Raw genomic sequence first — 20,492 nt, forward strand, 5'->3', positions numbered from 1 at the left:
CGATGGCTGATTCGACACCCCCCGCCGACACCGTCGCGGGCTGGAGCATTGAGCAGGTGGTCGGGCAGCTGTTCAGCGTCTCGGTCGGCCACCACACCGACGGCGGCTACGGCTTCTCCGACACCCTGGACGCCACCGCCGAGCTGGTCGCTGAACGCCACCTCGGCGGGGTCTGCTACTTCCCGCTCGGCGAGAAGGGCAGCCGCCCCGAGATGATCCGGCAGCACCTCGACGAGCTGCAGGCCTGCGCCGAGGTGCCGCTGCTGACCTCCATCGACCAGGAGGGCGGGCTGGTCACCCGGATGCGCGAACCCGCCACGCGCTGGCCCTCGGCGATGGCCCAGGTCGCGGCCTTCGGCGTGGACGAGACCGGCGTGGAGTCCATCCAGACCATGGCGCGGATGTCAGGTGAGGAACTGCGCGCAGTCGGGGTCAACCACGACTTCGCGCCCGACGCCGACATCAACACCGCCCCCCGCAACCCGGTCATCGGCATCCGGTCGGCCAGCTCCAACCCGGACGCCGTCGCCCGCTTCGTGGCGGCTTCCGTGCGCGGGTTCGCCGAGGCGGGGGTCGCCTCCTGCCTGAAGCACTTCCCCGGGCACGGCAACACCACCGTTGACTCCCACGTCGGCCTGCCGGTGCTCGACACCACCCCGGAGCAGTGGCGAGACACTGAACGGCTGCCGTTCGCCGCGGGCATCGAGGCCGGGGTGGACGCGATCATGATCGGCCACCTCTGCGCCCCGCTGTTCGACCCCTCCGGAATGCCGGCGACCTTCTCCCGGCCCATCGTCACCGGGCTGCTGCGCGAGGAGCTCGGCTTCGAGGGCGTCATCGTCACCGATGCCCTCGACATGGCCGGGGCCCAACTCGACTCCCCCGACCCTGACGACTGGGCTCCCGGCCGCGCCTGCATCCTGGCCCTGCAGGCCGGGGTGGACCAGTTGCTCATGCCCCGCGACCCGGCCCGTTGCATCGACACGGTGTTGGCCGCCGTGGCCTCCGGTGAACTCGACGAAACCCAGCTCCGCGCCTCCGCGGCCCGGATCCTGGCGCTCAAGGAACGCCTCCGACTCCGCGAGCGCCTCGAGGCGCCCGCACCGGAGGACCTCCCGCGGGAGTTCCCGGTGGTGCGCCACCAGCGCCGGGCTGCGGTGGCCACCAGCCGCGCCCTCACCTGGCGCGACCGCGCCACCACCCTGGTCCTCGACCCGACCCGCCCCGTCACCGTCGTCCACGACATCGAAGCAGGCGGAGCCGGTCGCGGCCTCGAGGACGTCCCTGCCGCCCTGGTGGAGAGCTTGCGCGAGCATGCCTTCCAGGCGTCCGCGATGAGTTTGGCCGAAGCGGCCGGAACGGGCGCCCCTGACGACAGCACTGTCGTGCTGGTCACCCGCGATGCCTGGCGTTCGGCCCAGACCCAGCAGCAGCTCCGGCAACTCCACGACCGGGGACGCCTGGACCTCGTGCTCTGCGCACGATCTCCCTATGACTCGCTGTGGGTGCCGGCGCAGGTGCCGGTGCTGCTGGCCTTCGGCGACATCCCCGGGGTGGCCGGCGCGGTCACCGACGCGCTGATCGCCGGCGTTGCGCTGGGAACCCTGCCCACCGACCTGCCAGACCCCGCCGACCACGACGTGATCCGGTGGCGCTGCGCCCTCGACACCGGCGCAGAGGGCACGCGGGAAGACGGCGACCACGTCCGCATTCGCCCCTACCAGCCCGCTGACCGTGACGCGCTGGGCAGGATCTGCGTTCGCACCGGGGCCTCCGGCGCGGACGCCACCGGCGACTTCACCGACGACCAGCTGCTCCCCTGGATCTACGCCTACCCCTATGTCGAGTACGCCCCCGAGCTGTGCCTGGTGGTGGAGGCCGACGACCAGGTGGTCGGCTACATCCTGGGCGTGGCCGACGTGCGCGACTTCGCCGACTGGTGGGCCCGGGAATGGAACCCCCGCTTCGAAGCCCGCTTCCCGCCCACCCCGGAGTGGAACGAGCGCGAAACCGGGCTGGTCGCCCGTGCCCTCGCCCCGGAGACGATGGTTGCGCCCTGGCATGAGGAGCACACCGCCGAACTCCACATCGACCTGCTCCCAGTGGTGCAGGGGATGGGCCTGGGCCGCCAGCTGATGGACCGGTTCACCGCCCTGCTCCGCGAGCGCGGTGTCACCGGGGTCACCCTCGGCGTCGGCGGAACCAATACCACTGCGGTGGCCTTCTACCGCAGCCTGGGCTTCCGCACGCTGCGCGACCAGACCGACGCCGAGGGTCGGGTCACCGGGTATTCGCTGTGGCTGCCCACCGATGAAGGGTCGGTCCAGTGAGTGCGCGTCGCGTCCGGCTCGGCGCCGACCGCCTGCTGGCCGGCGAAGTCGACCTCGGCGGCCGCCGCTGGGGGCTGCTCACCAACTACACCGGCACCACCTCCACCCTGGAGTTGACGTCGGTGAAACTGGCCGAGAGCACGGCGCCGCTGGTGGCCCTGCTCTCCCCGGAGCACGGGGTGCGCGGCACCGTCCAGGCAGGGGAGTCGGAGGTCTCGGCCCACGACCCGCTCACCGGGCTGCCCGTGCTGGACACCTACCAGCTCTCCGACGAAGCACTCGACGCCGCCATCGGGATGCTCGACATCGACACCCTCCTGGTCGACCTGCAGGACATCGGCGCCCGCTTCTACACCTACGTCTGGTCGATGGTCGACTGCCTGCGCAGCGCCGCCCGCCTCGGCATCCGGGTGGTGATCCTCGACCGGCCCAACCCGCTGGGCGGGGTCGTGGTCTCCGGACCGGGTCTTGCGCCCGGTTTCGACTCCTTCGTGGGACGCCTGGACGTCCCGATCCGGCACGGTCTCACCATCGGCGAACTGGGGCGCGTGGCAGCAGCCCTCGACCGCGCCGAGGGCGAGGCCGCACCCGATCCCGAGGTGGTCACCATGTCTGGCTGGCGTCGGGAGATGCTGTGGGCCGACACCGGCCTGGAGTGGGTGCTGCCCTCACCCAACATGCCCACCCCCGAGACCGCCCTGGTGTTCGTCGGCACCGCCCTGTTCGAGGGCACCACCCTGTCCGAGGGGCGCGGCACCACCCGGCCCTTTGAACTGGTCGGCGCGCCCTGGCTCGACCAGCGTTGGGCCGCCGACCTGAACTCCCGCGAACTCCCCGGCGTCCACTTTCGCCCGACCTGGTTCCAGCCCACGTTCAGCAAATGGGCAGGCACCCCGGTCGGTGGCGTCCAGGTGCACGTCACCAACCGTGACACCTTCGACCCGCTGCGGGTCGGCACCCAAATGCTCCTGGCAGCCCACCGAGCGCCAGTTCCCGGCGACCAGACCGGAGGAGACCAGAGCGGTGAGTTCGCCTGGCGCGAACCGGCCTGGGAGGGGGACCACCAGCGTCCCCATTTCATCGACCTGCTCTGGGGCAGCGACCGGCTTCGACACCTCATCGACGACGATGACGAATCGGGGCTTGCCGAAGAGTTGGCCAAGGCAGCACAGTTGAGGCAGCGCGACGAGGCGCTCCTTCTGTACGAGAGGGGTCACTGATGACCACCTGGGAAACCAACGGAGGCTTCGCAGAGTCCCGCATCCCACTGACCACCCGGATTCGCGGTGCCCTGGCTGGCCTGCAACCGGCCATGGCCAGGGTGGGGACGTTCATCGTCTCCCACCCCAAGGATGCCGCCGGCATGACGATCTCGAAACTCGCCGAGGCGACCGACGTCTCGGAGACCACAGTGGTGCGTTTCTGCCGCGAGATCGGAGTCGACGGCTACTCCCAGCTGAGGCTTGGCCTGGCCCTGGAGTTGGGCAGCCGCAGCGAGGAGGACGGACGCTTCGAGGGCTCCACCGACATCTCCCCGAACGACACCCTGCTGTCAGCGGTCGAGAAGATCGCCTACGCTGACGCCCGCTCGGTGGAGGACTCGGCCAAAGCCCTGTCGATGGCGACCCTGGAGGCCGTGGTCAACAAGGTCGTCGGCGCCCGCCGCATCGAGGTCTTCGGGGTCGGTGCTTCGGGTCTGGTGGTACAGGACCTGCAGCAGAAGCTGCACCGCATCGGCATGGTCTGCTTCGCCTTCACTGACCCGCACCAGGCGCTGGTCTCCTCAGCACTGCTGGACGAGGACTGCGTCGCGATCGCGTTCTCCCATTCCGGGGCGACCACCGACACCATCGAGGTGCTGGAGCAAGCGAAGAGACACGGTGCCACCACGGTGGCGGTCACCAACTCCCCGCGCTCACCCTTGGCCACCCTGGCCGACTACGTGCTGACCACCGCCGCGATGGAGACCACCTTCCGTTCGGCGGCCACCGGCAGCCGCCTGGCGCAACTGACCGTGGTCGACTGCCTCTTCGTGGGGGTGGCCCAGCAGAGGCTGGAGCCCTCGATGAAGGCGCTGGAGGACACCCGCCGGGTGGTCGCGTCCAAGCGGGTTCCGGGAACTCGGTCTGGCGGGCTCTGACCTTCAGTCGCGCGCGGTGTGGCCGCGACCCCACGCCTTGGAGAGTGCGAGTCGGGTTGCCCAGTCCTGCGGCATGCTCAGGGGACGCCCGGCCGTGGTGCCCAGTGAGGCTCCCGCAGCGATCATCACGGCGGTGATGACGGCATTGAAGAGCGTGGTGGTGGGGCTCTCGGTGATGGCCTGGCCCTGGTTGACCTGGACCAGGCTCAGCAAACCGCGGTAGAGCGCCATGCCCGGAACCAGCGAGACCACACCGGCGGTCACCAGCGCGGTGGTCGGGACCCGCGCCACCCGGTTCAACGCCTGCCCGATCAGTCCGGCGGCAAAGGCGGCCAGGAAGACCATGCCCGGGTGCAGCACCACCCTGGTCCCGACGAGCGAGGACACCGCCCAGGTCAGCACCCCGAAGAAGGCCGCCAGCAGCCACGACCTGGGCGTGACATGGGTGTTCACCGCATAGGACAGCGCGATCAGTGCGGCGGCAATGAGCTGCAGGATCCACACCGGTCTCGCCCCGGTGCTGGGGGCCAGGTAGGCGGGCACACCCAACCCAATGCCGGCCCACAGGGTCGCAGTGAGGCCGAGCACGATCCCGCCGGTGAGCGTCCCCACTTCGACGAAGCGGGCTGCGGAGGTGACGTAGTAGCCGTCGATCGCGTCACGGGCCGCGGTGGTCATGGACAGGCCGGCGAGCATCGAGACCATGCCGGCGGCCACGATGAGCGAGGGCGAGATGGTGACATTCCAACTCGTGTTCGCGCGGGCACTCATCACCAACAGGGCAATGGCGCCGGTGAACGCCGAGCCGGCGACCTGGCCGAAGAAGTCGGGCGCCTTGATGCGCGAGACCCCGAGCAGGATCAGGTCGACCCCTGCGGTGGTGAGGCCGGCGAGCAGGCACTCGGCCAGGTCCCCGCCGAAGAGCATGGCGACGAAGAAACCCAGCGCCCCCTTGGAGGCGGTCTGGACCCAGCGCCGGAAGGTCTTCGGCATCCGGACGATGTCACCGATCCGGCGACGAGCCTCGGCGAGCGCCACGCGATCGGCAGTGATCTCGTCGACCAGCTCCTCCACCATCTCCAGGCGGCGATAGTCGGTGACCTTCTCCCGGACGCGGCGCAGGATCGTGATGGGGGAGCGTTCCAGGCTGCGGAAGTGGGTGATCGTCACCGATGACATGGTCACGTCGGCATGGACCGACACCTTGAAGTGCTGGGTGACCCGCAGCAGCATCGCGGTCGAGTCGGCGGCCGTGGCGCCGGCGCCCAGGGCAGCGGCGGCGATGCGTCCGGCCAGGTCGACGACGGCGCGGGCGTGCTGCAGGTCGATGTCCTTGGTGGACAGGATCGAGGTGCCGGTGGTGTTGTCACGGCGGGGTTCGGCCCAGTAGGCGCGGGCCTGTTCGCGGAGGTCCTGCAGGGTGAAGCGGGAGGGCTCACGGCGTCGAGTGCGTCGCCGGGAACGGGCCCTCATGGACTGCTCGGCCTCGCTGGCGAAGATGTCACCCCACTGGGTCGGTGTCTGTTGGGGTCGCGGGTTCTGGATGCCTGGCTCTGGGGTTCTGGGGTTGTCGGGGTTTGAGGGCCCTTCGCCGGTCACCGAACCACCTCCACTGCCACGTGCGTTGCAACCCCCACCCTAACGACTGATCAAGACCACGAGGCCACCACCGCCCTCCATGATCCGGATGGGTCCTTGATGACCTCCGCCCTTACCGCTACCGCTGGACCTACGGGACACCCACCCGCGCCGACGTTCGCAATAGTGAACCGGTTGCTGCCTACCGTGAAGCCACACACCCGACCAGGAGGCCAGCCATGCGTGTCAGCCGTCGAACCCTCGCCCTGAGCCTGTTGCTCGCGCCCGCCGTTGTTGCCTGTGACGAGGAGCTCGAGTACCCGCCCGGGGGGTCGACCACCCCCTCCGCCACCGAGCACCCGGCCTTCATGTTCCAGGTCATCGCGTCCACCTTCAACGGCTGGGACCCGAGCGCCACCCCGACCCCCGAGACCCAGTCCGTCGCGGTCGTGCCCAAGAACAGACTCACCACCCAGGGCCTCTCGAAGGACATGGTCTTCACCATCGAGAAGCTGGAGGGCCAGAGGGTCACCTTCACCACCTCGGAGAAGCTGTCCGACAAGGGCGTGTTCGACGGGGAGACCCTTTTCACCGTCGCCTACGGCGAGGAACTCAAGCTCCACACGCCGTCCATGGATGTCGTGGTCGACTACGTCATCTCGCTCCAGCCGGGCGCCTGACAATTTCGTTTGGGACGCGAGAGTCGCTGCCACTAGACTTGGGCGAGTCCGCACGGCATTGATGGGGCCATCACCCCGGAGCTGCTGGAAGAACGGGTTCACTTCCCCCCAAGGCAAGCGAACCTCACTAGACCCGGCCGCGGCGACAGAACGAGTGGGGTTCCCGTCCCGACAAGCGCGGACAGGGCCCAACGAAGGGTGGTACCGCGGGGTTCGCCTCGTCCCTTCAACCGACCGAGTTGAAGGATGCATCGATGACCACCCAGCCTCCCGCTTCCGCGCCGTCCGGCTACCGCGCTGTCCCCGCGCAGGTCTCGCTCCCGGACGTGGACCACGAGGTGCTCGAGCTCTGGGCGTCCCAGAAGACCTTTGAGCGCTCACTCGAGCAGACCAGGGACGCCGAGCCCTGGACCTTCTACGAGGGCCCGCCGACCGCCAACGGGCAGCCCGGCACCCACCACGTCGAGGCGCGCGTGTTCAAGGACGTCTTCCCCCGGTTCAAGACGATGCAGGGCTTCCGCGTCGATCGCAAGGCCGGCTGGGACTGCCACGGACTGCCGGTCGAGCTCGCCGTCGAGAAGGAACTCGGCTTCAACGGCAAGCCTGACATCGAGGCCTACGGCATCGAGGCCTTCAACGCGCGCTGCCGCGAATCGGTGACCCGCCACGTCGGCGCCTTCGCCGAGCTGACCACCCGCATGGGCTACTGGGTGAACATGGACCAGGCCTACTGGACCATGGACCCCAACTACGTCCAGGCGGTGTGGTGGGCGCTGAAGCAGGTCTTCGACAAGGGCCTGCTGGTGGAGGACTACCGCGTCGCGCCCTACTGCCCGCGCTGCGGTACCACCCTGAGCGACCACGAGCTCGCCCAGGGTTATGAGGACGTTGTCGACCCCTCGGTCTATGTGCGGATGCCGCTGACCTCCGGGCCGTTGGCCGGCACGGCGTCCCTGCTGGTGTGGACCACCACCCCCTGGACGCTGGTCTCGAACACCGCCGTCGCCGCGCACCCCGATGTCACCTACGTCGCGGTCACCAATGGCACCGAGACCCTGGTGGTCGCCGAGCCGCTGGTCGAGCAGGCGCTGGCCCCCACGAAGGTGGAGAAGGGCGAGGACGCCCCCCAGTGGCAGGTCGTCGAGCGCTTCACCGGCGCCCAGATGGAGAACTGGACCTACCAGCGTCCGTTCGACTTCGTCGAGTTCCCCGACGCGCAGCCGGCACGTCCGGAGACCGGCACCCGCTCTCACTTCATCGTGCTCGCCGACTACGTCACCACCGAGGACGGCACCGGTCTGGTGCACCAGTCCCCGGCCTTCGGCGCCGACGACATGGCGGTCTGCCGCCGCTACGGCCTGCCGATGGTCAACCCGGTGCGCCCCGATGGCACCTTCGAGGAGTCGGTGCCGCTGGTGGGAGGGCACTTCTTCAAGTCCGCCGACCCGCTGCTGGTCGCCGACCTGAAGGCCCGCGGCATCCTGTTCCACAAACTGGACTACGAGCACTCCTACCCGCACTGCTGGCGCTGCCACACCGCGCTGCTCTACTACGCGCAGCCGTCCTGGTACATCCGCACCACCCAGATCAAGGACGCGCTGCTCCGCGAGAACGAGAACACCACCTGGTTCCCCGAGAACATCAAGCACGGCCGCTACGGCGACTGGCTGGAGAACAACATCGACTGGGCGCTCTCGCGCAACCGCTACTGGGGGACGCCGCTACCGATCTGGCGCAACGACCTCGACCCCGCGCAGATGGTCTGTGTCGGGTCGCTGGCTGAGCTGTCCGAGCTGGCCGGACGCGACCTGTCCGCGCTGGATCCGCATCGTCCGTTCGTCGATGACATCACCTTCACCCGCGAGGGTGTCGAGGGGACCTTCCGTCGGGTGCCGGAGGTGATCGACGCCTGGTTCGACTCGGGGTCGATGCCGTTTGCGCAGTGGGGCTACCCGCTGGCCGAAGGGTCGGTGGAGGCCTTCCAGCGCGCCTACCCGGCCGACTTCATCTGCGAGGCGATCGACCAGACGCGCGGCTGGTTCTACACGCTGATGGCCATCGGCACGCTGGTCTTCGACCAGAGCTCGTACAAGACGGTGCTCTGCCTGGGCCACATCCTGGCCGAGGACGGCCGCAAGATGTCCAAGCACCTGGGCAACATCCTGCTGCCGATCCCACTGATGGACAAGCACGGGGCGGACGCGGTGCGCTGGTTCATGGCGGCGTCCGGATCACCGTGGAGCGCGCGTCGCGTCGGTGACACCGCGCTGCAGGAGGTCGTCCGCAAGGTGATGCTGACCTACTGGAACACGGTCAGTTTCCAGGCGCTGTATGCCCGCGCGAATTCCTGGACCCCGGCCGAGTTGAGGGCCCCGACCCACGTCCTGGACCGCTGGCTCACCAGCACCACCCAACAGCTCGTGCTGGACGTCACCTCGGCCCTGGAGGCCTTCGACACCCAGGCCGCCGGCCAGCTGCTCGCGGAGTTCATCGACAACCTGTCCAACTGGTATGTGCGCCGCTCCCGGCGCCGCTTCTGGGAGGGGGACCCCGGGGCGTTGTCGACCCTGCACACCACCCTGGTCACACTCACCCAGCTGATGGCCCCCATGGCGCCGTTCGTCACTGAACGCGTCTGGCAGGACCTGGTTGTTGCGACGGATTCTGACGCCCCGGAGTCGGTGCACCTGTCGCGCTGGCCGGTGCCCGATGAGTCTCTCGTCGACGCCGACCTCGCCCAGGCGATGGCCGTCACCCGTCGACTGGTGGAACTGGGCCGCTCGGCACGCGCCGAGTCGAGGATGAAGACCCGTCAGCGACTGGCCCGCATCCTGGTGCCCTCCCAGGCCTACAGCCGCCTGGATGAGAGCCTCCTGGCAGAGCTGCGTCAGGAGCTCAATGTCATGGAGGTCGGGTCCTTCGCCTCCGCTGGTGACCTGGTCGACTACACCGCCAAGGGCAATTTCCGCGCCCTGGGCAAGCGTTTCGGCAAGAAGACACCTCTGGTGGCCGGTGCCATCGCCAAGGCTGGCGCCGCCGCCCTTGCTGCGGCCCTGGCCGAGCACGGCCGGGCGACGATCGACTTCGACGGCGGCACCGAAGTCACCGCCGAGGAGGTCATCCTCTCCGAACGTCCCCGCGAGGGCTGGAGCGTGGTCAACGAGCAGGGCGAGACCGTCGCGCTGGACCTCGAGCTGACCCCCGAGCTGGTGGCCGCTGGCCTGGCTCGCGAGGTGGTTCGCTTCGTGCAGGACGCTCGCAAGTCCTCCGGGCTTGAGGTCTCCGATCGGATCACCCTGGAGTGGGCGGCCGAGGGTGAGCTGGCAGACGCGATCGAGGCGAACGAGGAGACCATCACCGAGGATGTGCTGGCCACCTCGATGTTCCGACTGGAGTCGACCGGCGAGGGCTGGTTCGAGGACCCCGACCTCGGGCTGGCGATCCGGATCGCGAAGGCCTGAGAGGTGAACCTGCTTCGTGTCGCTGAACCTGCTGCAACAGGTTCAGCTCCACGAAGCAGGTTCAGCTGTGTTCTGGGGGAGGAGAGGTCAGGCCAATAGGTCCTGGTACTCCTCATGCTTGTCGATGTAGCGGGCGATGAAGGGGCAGGTCGGCTTCACCTTCAGCCCGCGCCCGCGGGCGTCGTCGAGGGCGAAGCGGACCAGCTTGGTGCCGTAGCCGCGCCCCTCGAACTTCGGGTCGACGATGGTGTGGGGCATGTCGATGACGCGCCCGTCCTCGTGGAACTCGATGTAGCCGGCCTCGGTGCCGTCCTCAGTGCGGAGGATGTAGCGGTGGCGAGCGTCGTCGCGCTCGATGGTCTCAGTGTGCGAATCCATGGGTCAACGGTAGGACGCCGTCAGCACCCGCGTGGTGAAGTTCGGCACAACGCCCACCTCCGGGCGTCCCCCCAGGCGCGGCGCGCGCCCCCCACACTCGGCACCCCTTCTTGCTACTACGCACCGTAAAAGCAAACTCGGACCAGCGTTGTCGCTGGTCCGAGTTGCAATCTACGGCGCGTAGTAGCGGTGTGGGGTGCGTGTGTCGTGGGTCTCAGGCGCGCGCCAGGACCCCGGGGTCATCGGAGTCGATGACCAGCTGGCCGTCGCGCACGTGGACAGGCATGGGGTCGGTGATGCCGCCGACGAACTTCCCGTCCACCTCATTGCGGAACGCCATGAAGGTCCAGTTGCCGAGGCTGTCCTCCACGACCTTGCCGACGTAAAGGCTGCTGTCGGTGAGTTGCTGGGCACCCGCGACGTCCCATGGGCCGAGTGGGCCCTTTCCTCGCGCACACCAGACCCCGCCGGTCGTGCCGGTCGCCACCTTCTCAGCCGCCAAATCGGAGGCCAGACAGTCGAAGATCAGGAACCATTCACCATCGCGCTCCAGGACCTGCATGACCTCCAACTGGCCGAAGCCCTGGCCAGGCTCCGACAGCGGAGGCTGCACCTGCCAGGTCTGGAGGTCTTGCGAGGTGACATGCCCGATCACTCCACGATCGTCAGGTGCGCCATGGTTGGCGCGCGCCGTAACGTAGAGGTGCCAGCCGTCCTCCAGGCGCAGGAGCCACGGGTCGCGGAAGGCTTCGTCATGCCAGGTTCCATCGTCCAGCTTCTCGTACCAGCGGGGGTCTGCTTCGGCGATGGGTCCGGGAAGACGCCGCCAGTGGAGGAGATCCTGGCTGGTGGCCAGGCCCAACGACTGGACATTCTTGCCCTCGATCAGACGAGTGCCGGTGTAGGCCATGAGCCAGGATCCGCCGTCCAACCGCGCGACTGAGCCGGTCCAGATCGCCTGTTCGTCGAAGGCCGGCGGGTCGCTGTGGACCAGGGCGTCCTCAACGCGTTGCCAGTTGCGCAGGTCGGTGGACACGGCATGGCCGACGCCTGCCCTGTAGTGACGAGCGTGGGGATCGTGCAGGGCATTGGATGCGTACAGAAAGAAGAGATGGTGCTTCTCGTCGTCATGTGCCGTCCAGAAGTCCCAGACGTAGGCCTCAGGAAGGGAAAACACGCCCACCTCACCCCTTCACGCCGGACGAGGCGATCGAGCTGATGAAGGCTCGCTGGAAGGAGATGAAGACCGCCAGAACTGGCACGGTGATGATGGATGCGTAGGCCATGATCTGTCCCCAGGACACGTTGAGTTGCTTAAAGTAGTCGATGCCGACCATGGCGGGCCGCAGTTCCTCGGACTGGACGACCATGAGCGGCCACAGGTAGGAGTTCCAGGCCGGCAGGAAGGTGAGGATGGCGACGGTGGCGACGGCCGGACCGGCCAGCGGCATGACGACCTTCCAGTAGATCTGGAACCAGTTCGCCCCGTCGACGGTCGCGGCCTCGTCCAGCTCACGGGGGATCGAGTCAAAGTACTGGTAGAAGAGGAAGATCGAGAACGCGTTGGCGATGAACGGCACGATCTGAACCTGGTAGGTGTCGAGCCAGCCCTGCGACAGGCCATTGGCGTCCAGCCAGGGGAGCTGGTTGCACCACCACAGCAAGGGCAGCGCCATGGTCTCGAAGGGCACGATCAGCGTCGCGATGATGATGCCCAACACGATCCCCTGCCCACGAAAACGGACGCGTGACAGTCCGAAGGCAGCCATGGAGTTGACCAGCAGTCCGAGGACAACGGTGACCACGGACACGATCACCGAGTTGAGCAGGAATCGCGCGAACGGTACTCGTTCGAAGACACCCACGTAGTTCTCCAGACTCAGCGACCCCACTGGCAGGAAGGCCTTGACGGAGTCGAGGTCGGCAAAGATCTGGGCGTCCGGCTTGAAGCTCGAGACGATCATGAAAACCAGCGGCAGGCCGAAGACCAGGGCCAGCAGGATTCGCAGGACCAGGAGCAGCGGACCGAGCCACTTCTTGGGGCGCTTGCCCACCGGTGCAACGGTTGAAACGCTCATCGTCGTGCCTCCTTGTTTCGGGTCAGGTAGCGCTGGAGCAGCGAGACCGTCAGGACGATGGCGAAGAAGACCAATGAAATGGCTGAGGCATAGCCGGTCTGCTGCTGCTGGAATCCTGTGCGCACGGCCTGGAAGACCACAGTCGAGGTGGAGTCCAGCGGACCACCCTGGGTCATGATGTTCACCTGCGTGAAGAGGCTGAACGCGGCGATCGTGATGGTGATGAGGATGAAGGTCGCCGTCTGGCGCAGGCCCGGCCAGGTCACGTTGCGGAACTGTTCCCAGGCGTTGGCGCCGTCAATGGCTGCCGCCTCGTAGAGCTCCCCGGGAATCGTCTGGAGGCCCGACAGCCAGATCACCATGTGCATGCCGACCGCCTGCCAGATCGACAGCACGATGATGGCGAACAGGGCGGTCTTGGGGTTACCCAGCCAGTCAGGGCCGGTGATGCCCACCTTGGCCAGCAGGACGTTGATCAGGCCATTGGGCTGGTACATGAACAGCCACAGCATCGAGACCACGACCATCGAGGTGACCACAGGCAGGAAGTAGACGGTGCGAAAGAAGTTGATGCCCCGCACCTTGGCGTTGATGAGCATCGCCAGTACGAGGGCGATGCCCGACTGCACCGGCACAATCACCGCCGCGAAAATCACGGTGTTCCGCAGGGACTTCCAGAAAGTGTCCGAGCCGAACAACCGGACGAAGTTGTCAAAGCCGATGAACTTTGCCGGTTCGGGGGAGATCAGCCGAGCGTTCGTGAAGGCAAGGCCGAAGGTGAGCAGGATTGGGATGATCAAGAAGACGATCATCAGGATCAGGGCGGGTGTCAGCATGACCCAGCCGACCTTGGCCGGCTGGTGGGCGAAACTTGCCCGCAGCCGGCGAGGTGCCGGGGTGGTGGCGCTGGTCATTGGAGTCTCCTCGGGGGATGCGGGCCCCTCATCGGGGCCCGCATCTGATGGATCACTGGAAGTAGTTGTTCGACTTCTGGTTGTCGTCGATGTTGCGCACGGCCTGGTCGAGCGCCTTCTTGGGATCAGCCCCGTTGAGGATGTCCTGGGCGGTCTTGGTGAACTCCGTGGCGATGAAGGGGTAGCCCGGGGTCTCGGGGCGAACCACGGCGTACTTCTTGGAGAACTGGCGGAAGATGTCGAACTCGCCGCCTGCCTCGTAGCCCTTCACCTTGGCAGCTGCCGCGTCCGTGGCCGGGATGGTGGCGGTCGCTTCAGCAACCGCTGCGACGTACTTGTCCTGGGCGGCGAACTTCATGTACTCCATAGCGCCTTCCTTGGCGCCGCAGGTGGCCGAGACCGCCCACTGCCAGGAACCGCCACCGATCTTGGGGCCCTTGCCGAGGTCGACCGGAGGCATCACGACGAGGTCTTCCTTGAAGGCCTTGCGTGCCTGGGACGCCGACCAGGAGCCGTTGTACAGCACCGCGCTCTTGCCGTTGATGAAGTCCTTGGTCGGATCGGCTCCGGACTTGGTGGCGATGTACTTGTTGGTGACCAGGCCGCGGAACCAGGTGGCCCACTCAACGGCAGCTGGTCCATTCAGCGCACCCTCGGCGCTCTTGAAGTCGCTGCGGTTGATCAGGTCTCCGCCGGCGCTCTGCAGCATGGGGGAGTAGGCATAGGGCCACCATTCACCGGTGGATCCGGTAGCGAAGTCGGCGGGGTAGGCGTACTTGCCGGTGGCCTTCAGCTTGGCCATGGCCTGGTTGAACTCGTCCTTGGTCCAGGGCTTGTCCATGGTCGGGACGCGAATGCCTGATGCTTCCAGAACGCTCTTCCTGCTGAACATGGCAAGTGCCACGTCGTAGTACCCGTAGGCGTAGGCCTTGTCCTTGTACTTGCCGACGACCGAGGGCAGGAACTTCGAAAGGGTCTCATCCATGCCCTCGAGTGGGGCGAGGTAGCCGGCCCATGCCCAGTTCGGCACGTTCGGGCCGTCGGTGTCGAGGATGCAGGGCAGCTTCTTCGACGAGGCTGCTGCGACGACTGACTGGTTGTAGGAGTCCTGTGGGAAGGCTTGGACCTTGACCTTGTACTTGGATTGGCTGGCGTTGTAGTCGGTCACGATCTTGGTGATCGCGGCGAGTTCTTCCTTGTTCCCGGCGTTGTGGGTCCACAAGGAGATCTCGGTCGTTCCGTCGGCTCCCTTGGTGGCGCCCTGCCCTGACCCGCCGCCCTTCGTGCACGCCGTTCCGCCGACGAGCAGCGCAGCGGCCACGCCCAATGTTGCAACCTTGCGAATGATGTTCATTTGACGTCCTCCGTCACGCTGGCTCCTCGCCTCAGTGCGAGGTGCTAAATGGTTTCAGCAGGACGACGGTAACTCGCCGGAACACCAGTCGTCAACCCTTTGCTAAAAGGTTTTTTCAACGACGTTCGTTGGGTTTCGCACCGGCTCGGGCTAGGATCGCCGCGAGAGAGGGAGGACCGTGTGAGCAAGCGAGTCACGCTGGCCGATGTTGCGGAGTTGAGCGGGATGTCGCCGACCTCGGTGAGCCTCGTGCTGAATGACCGACCCGGGTCACGCTTGTCCCAGGAAGCGCGCGACCGGATCCACTCTGCCGCTGCTGAGCTGGGGTACCGTCCCAACCCTTCTGCGCGAAGCCTCAGGCTGGGGAAGACAGCGACCGTGGGCTTCATCTCCGACGACGTCACCGTGACCCGCTACGCCTCGGCCATGATCCGAGGGGCCTTGGACGTCGCCGAGCAGCATGAGCACACCGTCCTGATGACGGAGGCAGGTTCGGACCCCCGACGTGTCCGCGAAGCCGTCGACGTCATGATGGGGCAGCGCCCTGATGGGCTGGTCCTCGCCCTGATGGGATCGAAGGAGATCGACGTGCCGCCCGGGGTGGGCAATGTGCCGGTGGTGGTATTGAACGGGGTCAGCGCCTCTGGGCACCCCTCAGTGCTGCGTGACGAGTACCGCGCTGGCTGTCAGGTGGCTGAGCACCTGCTGGGCAGGGGGCATCGGAGAATCGCCATGCTCGGCGACGCGGACGAACTGCGCTGGAATCGCCGACTGTCGGTGTCCATTGGCGATCGTCTCCGGGGCCTGGAGGAGACGATCGCGGGCGCCGGTGCCGAGATCGTCGATCGACACTTCACCGAGCGCTGGGAACCCGATGAAGGCTACGTGGGGATGTTGGCACTCCTGGATCGCTGGGAGAATGCCACCGCTGTGATCGCGCTCAACGACCGGCTGGCCTTCGGCGCCTACCAAGCGATGCAGGAACGAGGGCTCACCGTGGAGCGGGACATCTCGGTCATCTCCTTCGACGATGATGTCCTGGCGAGTTACCTGCGGCCGGGGCTCACGACCGTCCGGATCCCGTACATGGAGATGGGCCGGGAAGCTATGCGGATGCTGCTGGGCGAGGCACCCCCGGAGCATCGCCTGGTGCACATGCCCCTCGTGGAGCGAGGCTCGGTCGCGAACCTCAGATGACGCCCACCTCCGGGCGTCCCCCCGGCGCGGCGCGCGCCCCCACACTCGGCATCCCTTCTTGCTACTACGCACCGTAAAAGCAAACTCGGACCAGCGTTGTCGCTGGTCCGAGTTGCAATCTACGGCGCGTAGTAGCGGTGGGAGGTGCCTACGTCAGCGCTTGAGCTTCCGGTCGGCGTCGGTCTGGATGGTGGTCAGGTTCGGCTGAGCCGTCCCCTGGCCGATGGAGAAGACCGGGGAGTTCCAGGTTTCCCAGTGGGCCGGGTTCTTGGCGTCGCCGAGGGCCTTGAGGGCACGCAGCTCGATGATGTAGTTGCCCGCCGGGGCGTGGACCTCGGTGGCCTTCTTCTTCTTGCCCACGACGTAGGTGCCGTCCCACGCCAGGGCCGTGAACTGCTCGTCGCGGCCTTGCTCACCGGTACGAACCACCGGCTGGGTGCTCAGCAGCGCACCCTTCGAGCCATCAGCATTGGCCTTGTAGACCCACAACTGCAGGTCGCTGACCGGGTACTCCAGATGGAAGAGCACGTACGGGACGTCCTCGCCCTGCATGCTGAAGTTGTGGCCGGCACCCACCTTGGCGATGTCGTCCTCGCCCTCGACCGTGGCCAGCCAGGGGAAGCCGACGCCGATGTCCTGGATCGCCTGGAGCGACTGGTAGTCACCTGCCATGCCGGTGTAGGGGACGCGCAGGGTCGAGCCGTTGTCACCCTCGAGCACGACCCATCCGCCGTACACGTAGCCGTTCGGGGCATCAGCCGGCTGGGAGATGGTCACGTTCACCTTCGCCTTGCCACCGGCCTTGACAGTCACGGTCTTCGGAGCACGGAAGGTGGCGGGCAGCAGGTCGAACTCGGGGTCCGAGGGCTGCGAGGCGCCGACACCGTCGAGGTTGCTGATGGTGTAGGTCACCGGCACCTTGGCGGTGTTCTTGATCTCCAGGGTGATGGTCTTCGGCTTCCTGGCCTGCTCACCGAGGGTGATCTTGCCCGGGCTCACCGACTGCTTGGAGGTGATGGCCTGCACCACATCGGCGAGGCCTGCGCCTTGGCGGATCACCAAGTCCGGAAGACCGCTGCCGGGGTCGAAGCTGAACAGAGCCGGATCGGCCGTGTTCTGCAGCAGCTCGCGCACCAGGGTGGTCTTTCCCTTCAGTTCGGGACGCGCCTCGAGCATCAGCGCCACCAGGCCCGCCACGTGCGGGGAGGCCATCGAGGTGCCCGACTTGCTGCCGTGGCCGCCCTGCTCCAGCGGGATGGGGGCCCAGATGTTGCCACCGGGGGCGCCCAGGTCGGGCTTGGTGGTCAGGTCGGCGGCCAGACCCCAGGAGCTGAAGTCGGAGACGAGCCCGCCGGCGGGGTCCTGGGTGGTGTGGGTGAAGTCACCCCAGGTCATGGTGACCTCACCGGCCAGGGCTGCGTTGGCCAGGGCCGTGCCGTCGGCCTGGCTGATCATGACCACCGGGATGGTGATCGGGACATCGCCCTCGACGGTGGGGTTGATGACGCCGGGGGCGTTGTTGTACATGACCAGCGCGGCGGCACCGGCATTCTGGGCGGCGAGGGCCTTCTCGTAGAAGCTGCATCCGCCACGCTGGATCATCAGAGCGGTGCCGGGCCCCACCGGAGCCAGCGGGGCACAGCCCTGCGCCGGGGTGCCGGGCGCAGCCACGGGCTTGACTGCCAGCGTCCCACTCACCGGAGGTGTCGGGGCGCCGGTGGCGGCACCGTAGCCGATGGTCATGCCGTTGCTGGTCTTGAAGGCGTTCTGGGTGATGTGAGTGTTGTCGAAGCTGGCGACCGACAGTGCGTTGGGGGAGATGCCAGGGGCGCCACCGGAGAACATGCCGGAGTCACCGGAGTTCCCGGCCGAGGTCACGACGATGACGCCCCTGCGGGTCAGGGCGTCGGTGGCCTGGGCGGTGGGGTAGCTCGGCCAGGTCATGAAGGAGAAGCCCAGCGACATGTTGACCACGTCCATGCGGTCGTCGGCGCTCTTCTCCATGGCAGCCATGATGATGTCGGAGTCGGAGGATCCGGTGCAGCCGAAGACGCGGTAGGCGCCCAGGGTGGCCTTGGGTGCCACGCCACGGGTGCCCTGCTTGGCAGTGTTGCCGTCGGCGGCAGCGATGCCGGCGACGTGGGTGCCGTGGCCCTCGCAGTCGTCGGGGTCGGCGTCCGGCACGGGCCGGGAACCGTCCTTGCTGGCGTCGTAGGCGTCCCCGACGAAGTCGTAGCCGAAGGCAACCTTGGCGGTGGGGAACCTGGTGCTGTTGGGGCTTCCGTTGCCGCCGAAGTCGGGGTGGTCGTAGTCGATACCGGTGTCGATGACGCCGATCTTGATGCCCTTGCCGGTCAGGCCCAGCTCATTCTGGGCGACATTGGCCCCGGTCAGGTTGATGGCGGTGGCCATGTCCGGTCGGGCGGTCGCGGCGTTCGTCACTGGACGCTGCACCTGGACGACGGGGAAGACCTTCACCACGCCGGGAGTCGCTGCCAGTTCGGCCACTGAGGCGTCGGCGACGTCGACGGTCATGCCGTTGAAGGTGGTGGTGAAGGACCGGGTCATGGTGACCTTCAGTCCCTTGCCCTTGGCGGCGTTGATCACGTTCTTCTGGTTCTGCTTCGCGGCGTACGCCGAACCGCCCGCGCTCGTGGTCGCGCCCTCCACCTGGACGAACCACTTGTTGGGGACCGCAGAGGCGCCGGCCTGCTGCTTGACGGTCTTGACGTAGTCGGACAGGCGTCCGAGGTCGATCTCGGCCCGAGCCGGCGCCGCGAAAGCGGTGGCGACAAGGGCGGATGCTGCCGTGGCGGAAACCAGTCGGGTGGCCATCCGCTTGCGTGCAGGCGTCATGGAATCTCCTCACATCGTCGGGGGACGTGAGGGGAACCTATCCCCGGGGTTCGAGCGGCGCGAAGGAAACGCAGATGTCAGTTGTCGAATCGTTACGTTGCTGAAGGGTCAGCCCTGACGGGGGGTATTCAGAGCTGGACGTTGTCGTCCTCGACAACCGGGGAGCCGATCTGGTCCAGGGCAGCCTGCATCTGGCGCATGACTTCGAGGGTGTCATCCAGCGGCATGATCGGGCTCTCCGTGAGTCCCTCACGGATGCAGCGGTTGACCTCGAGGAACTCGTAGCCGTACCCACGTCCCTGCACCTCAGGACGGATCTCGCGGGATTCGCCGTCCAGAGGGTGGATCAGCGCGGCGGTGGGGTGGTGGAAGCGTGGGGGCACCTCGGCCCAGCCCTGCGTCCCCATGACGACCATGCGGCCAGGGCCGGGAGTGCGCAGGGCGGCCGCCAGCGTGGCGAAGCGTCCGTCATCGTAGGTGACCAGCATGCCCATCTCGGCGTCCGCGCCGTTCTCGTAGTGGGTGCCGTGGGCGATGACTGTGGTGGAGGTCCCGAGGAAGTCCTGGGCGAAGCTGATCGGGTAGACGCCCAGGTCGAGGACTGCTCCTCCGCCCAGCGAGATCTCGAAGAGACGGTCGGTGGGGTCGTAGCCGCGGAAGGCGCACAGGTCTCCCTGGACGCTGCGGATCTCGCCGAGCTCGCCAGAATTGACCACCTCGTGGAGGGCGCGGACGGCCGGTTGGAAACGGGTCCACATGGCCTCCATGCAGAAAACATTGGCGGCGCGGGCTGCGTCGATGACTTCCTGGGTGCCGGCGAGGGTGGCGGTGAAGGCCTTCTCGACCAGGATCGGCTTGCCGGCGGCGATGGCGGCGAGGGCCACCACCTTGTGCTGGGGGTGGGTGTTGGCGATGTAGATGGCATCCACGTCGGGGTCGTCGATGAGGTCGCCGTAGGAGCCGTGGCTCGTGGCGAAGCCGTACTTGCCGGCAGCCTCTTTGGCGCGCTCTGGGGTGCGGGAGGCGATGGCCTGGAGGGTGACCTCCTCAGGGATGAGGTGCAGGTCCCCGACCACGGAGTCGACGATGCGACCGGTGCCGATGACTCCCCAGCGGATGGGGGCAGAGGTGATGGTCATCGCAGTCCCTTTCGTTGCTGCTGGAGGCGCTGTGCCTCGATGTGCCGACGGCGGAAGCTGTCAGCGATGGCGCTCCCGGAGGGAGCGATGAAGATGGCGATGATCATCGGCCAGAACTCGCCGAAGATGATCAGGGCCGCGATGGCGATCGGGAAGGCCGCCCAGGAGATGAGGCGCAGGGCGTTGACCCAGAGGGGCTCGTCGGCGGGAAGGTCGAGCCCATGGGACTCCGTGCCCTTCTCGGTGCGTGCCTCCAGCGCTGTCTGCATCCGCTCCTCGAACTCCTGGGTCGTGAGCCGTCCGTCGGCGTCGTGTCCCTGGAGACGCTCAACCGAGGCGTCACGCTCAACGGACCCGATGCGACGAGGCGAGGGAGCGGTGGTCATG

At 67.2% G+C, this 20,492-nt stretch carries 15 protein-coding genes; 6 read left to right on the forward strand and 9 right to left on the reverse strand.

The window, feature by feature from the left end; all coding sequences use genetic code 11:
* The first annotated feature begins 2 nt into the window (after positions 1-2).
* Genes M3G03_RS01555 through M3G03_RS01565 form a run of 3 tightly spaced genes read left to right on the forward strand, consistent with a single transcriptional unit; the run spans position 3 to position 4,470 of the window.
* Positions 3-2,330 (forward strand): N-acetyl-beta-D glucosaminidase, encoded by a 2,328-nt coding sequence (locus M3G03_RS01555; protein WP_259807584.1) that lies wholly within the window; start codon positions 3-5, stop codon positions 2,328-2,330.
* A complete protein-coding gene (locus M3G03_RS01560; RefSeq protein WP_259807585.1) occupies positions 2,327-3,550 on the forward strand; it encodes a DUF1343 domain-containing protein in 1,224 nt (407 codons plus the stop codon). Before M3G03_RS01555 ends, M3G03_RS01560 begins: the two co-directional genes overlap by 4 nt.
* Complete coding sequence (locus M3G03_RS01565; RefSeq protein WP_259807586.1) at positions 3,550-4,470, forward strand: MurR/RpiR family transcriptional regulator; 921 nt, start codon at positions 3,550-3,552, stop codon at positions 4,468-4,470. Before M3G03_RS01560 ends, M3G03_RS01565 begins: the two co-directional genes overlap by 1 nt.
* Positions 4,471-4,473: 3 nt before the next feature.
* Here M3G03_RS01565 and M3G03_RS01570 read toward each other — a convergent pair whose 3' ends face one another.
* Positions 4,474-6,069: a threonine/serine exporter ThrE family protein gene (locus M3G03_RS01570; RefSeq protein WP_259807587.1), complete on the reverse strand. Its 1,596-nt coding sequence runs from the start codon at positions 6,067-6,069 to the stop codon at positions 4,474-4,476.
* A gap of 218 nt (positions 6,070-6,287) precedes the next feature.
* On the opposite strand from M3G03_RS01570, the gene M3G03_RS01575 reads away from it, so the two are divergent.
* Together M3G03_RS01575 and ileS are read left to right on the forward strand one after the other, a co-directional pair.
* Complete coding sequence (locus M3G03_RS01575) at positions 6,288-6,728, forward strand: hypothetical protein (protein WP_259807588.1); 441 nt, start codon at positions 6,288-6,290, stop codon at positions 6,726-6,728.
* A 254-nt stretch (positions 6,729-6,982) separates the two neighbouring features.
* Complete coding sequence (ileS, locus tag M3G03_RS01580; RefSeq protein ID WP_259807590.1) at positions 6,983-10,189, forward strand: isoleucine--tRNA ligase; 3,207 nt, start codon at positions 6,983-6,985, stop codon at positions 10,187-10,189.
* An 87-nt stretch (positions 10,190-10,276) separates the two neighbouring features.
* On the opposite strand, the gene M3G03_RS01585 is transcribed toward ileS, so the two are convergent.
* The 5 genes from M3G03_RS01585 to M3G03_RS01605 all read right to left on the reverse strand — a co-directional run bounded on the left by M3G03_RS01585 (position 10,277) and on the right by M3G03_RS01605 (position 14,913).
* Positions 10,277-10,567 carry a GNAT family N-acetyltransferase gene (locus M3G03_RS01585; RefSeq protein WP_259807591.1) on the reverse strand — a complete coding sequence of 97 codons (291 nt, stop codon included), beginning with the start codon at positions 10,565-10,567 and terminating at the stop codon, positions 10,277-10,279.
* Between the two features lie 214 nt (positions 10,568-10,781).
* Positions 10,782-11,744 (reverse strand): family 43 glycosylhydrolase, encoded by a 963-nt coding sequence (locus M3G03_RS01590; protein WP_259807592.1) that lies wholly within the window; start codon positions 11,742-11,744, stop codon positions 10,782-10,784.
* Positions 11,745-11,751: 7 nt separating this feature from the next.
* Positions 11,752-12,645 (reverse strand): carbohydrate ABC transporter permease, encoded by an 894-nt coding sequence (locus M3G03_RS01595; protein WP_259807594.1) that lies wholly within the window; start codon positions 12,643-12,645, stop codon positions 11,752-11,754.
* On the reverse strand, positions 12,642-13,559 hold the full coding sequence (locus M3G03_RS01600) for a carbohydrate ABC transporter permease (protein ID WP_259807595.1): 918 nt from the start codon (positions 13,557-13,559) through the stop codon (positions 12,642-12,644). Before M3G03_RS01600 ends, M3G03_RS01595 begins: the two co-directional genes overlap by 4 nt.
* A gap of 52 nt (positions 13,560-13,611) precedes the next feature.
* Complete coding sequence (locus M3G03_RS01605) at positions 13,612-14,913, reverse strand: sugar ABC transporter substrate-binding protein (RefSeq protein ID WP_259807596.1); 1,302 nt, start codon at positions 14,911-14,913, stop codon at positions 13,612-13,614.
* 180 nt (positions 14,914-15,093) lie between these two features.
* On the opposite strand from M3G03_RS01605, the gene M3G03_RS01610 reads away from it, so the two are divergent.
* Complete coding sequence (locus M3G03_RS01610; protein ID WP_259807597.1) at positions 15,094-16,110, forward strand: LacI family DNA-binding transcriptional regulator; 1,017 nt, start codon at positions 15,094-15,096, stop codon at positions 16,108-16,110.
* A gap of 153 nt (positions 16,111-16,263) precedes the next feature.
* Here the strand turns inward: M3G03_RS01610 and M3G03_RS01615 are convergent, their stop codons facing one another.
* From M3G03_RS01615 to M3G03_RS01625, 3 genes are all read right to left on the reverse strand, one after another.
* Complete coding sequence (locus M3G03_RS01615) at positions 16,264-18,966, reverse strand: S8 family serine peptidase (protein WP_259807598.1); 2,703 nt, start codon at positions 18,964-18,966, stop codon at positions 16,264-16,266.
* A 128-nt stretch (positions 18,967-19,094) separates the two neighbouring features.
* Entirely contained in the window at positions 19,095-20,105 is a 1,011-nt protein-coding gene (locus M3G03_RS01620) for a Gfo/Idh/MocA family protein (protein ID WP_259807599.1), read from the reverse strand.
* Positions 20,102-20,491, reverse strand: a complete 390-nt coding sequence (locus tag M3G03_RS01625; RefSeq protein ID WP_259807600.1) for a DUF1707 domain-containing protein — start codon at positions 20,489-20,491, stop codon at positions 20,102-20,104. The genes M3G03_RS01620 and M3G03_RS01625 overlap by 4 nt, the downstream gene beginning before the upstream one ends.
* Position 20,492 lies beyond the last annotated feature (1 nt).

The organism is Aestuariimicrobium sp. p3-SID1156 (assembly GCF_025144225.1).
Classification (GTDB): Bacteria; Actinomycetota; Actinomycetes; order Propionibacteriales; family Propionibacteriaceae; genus Aestuariimicrobium.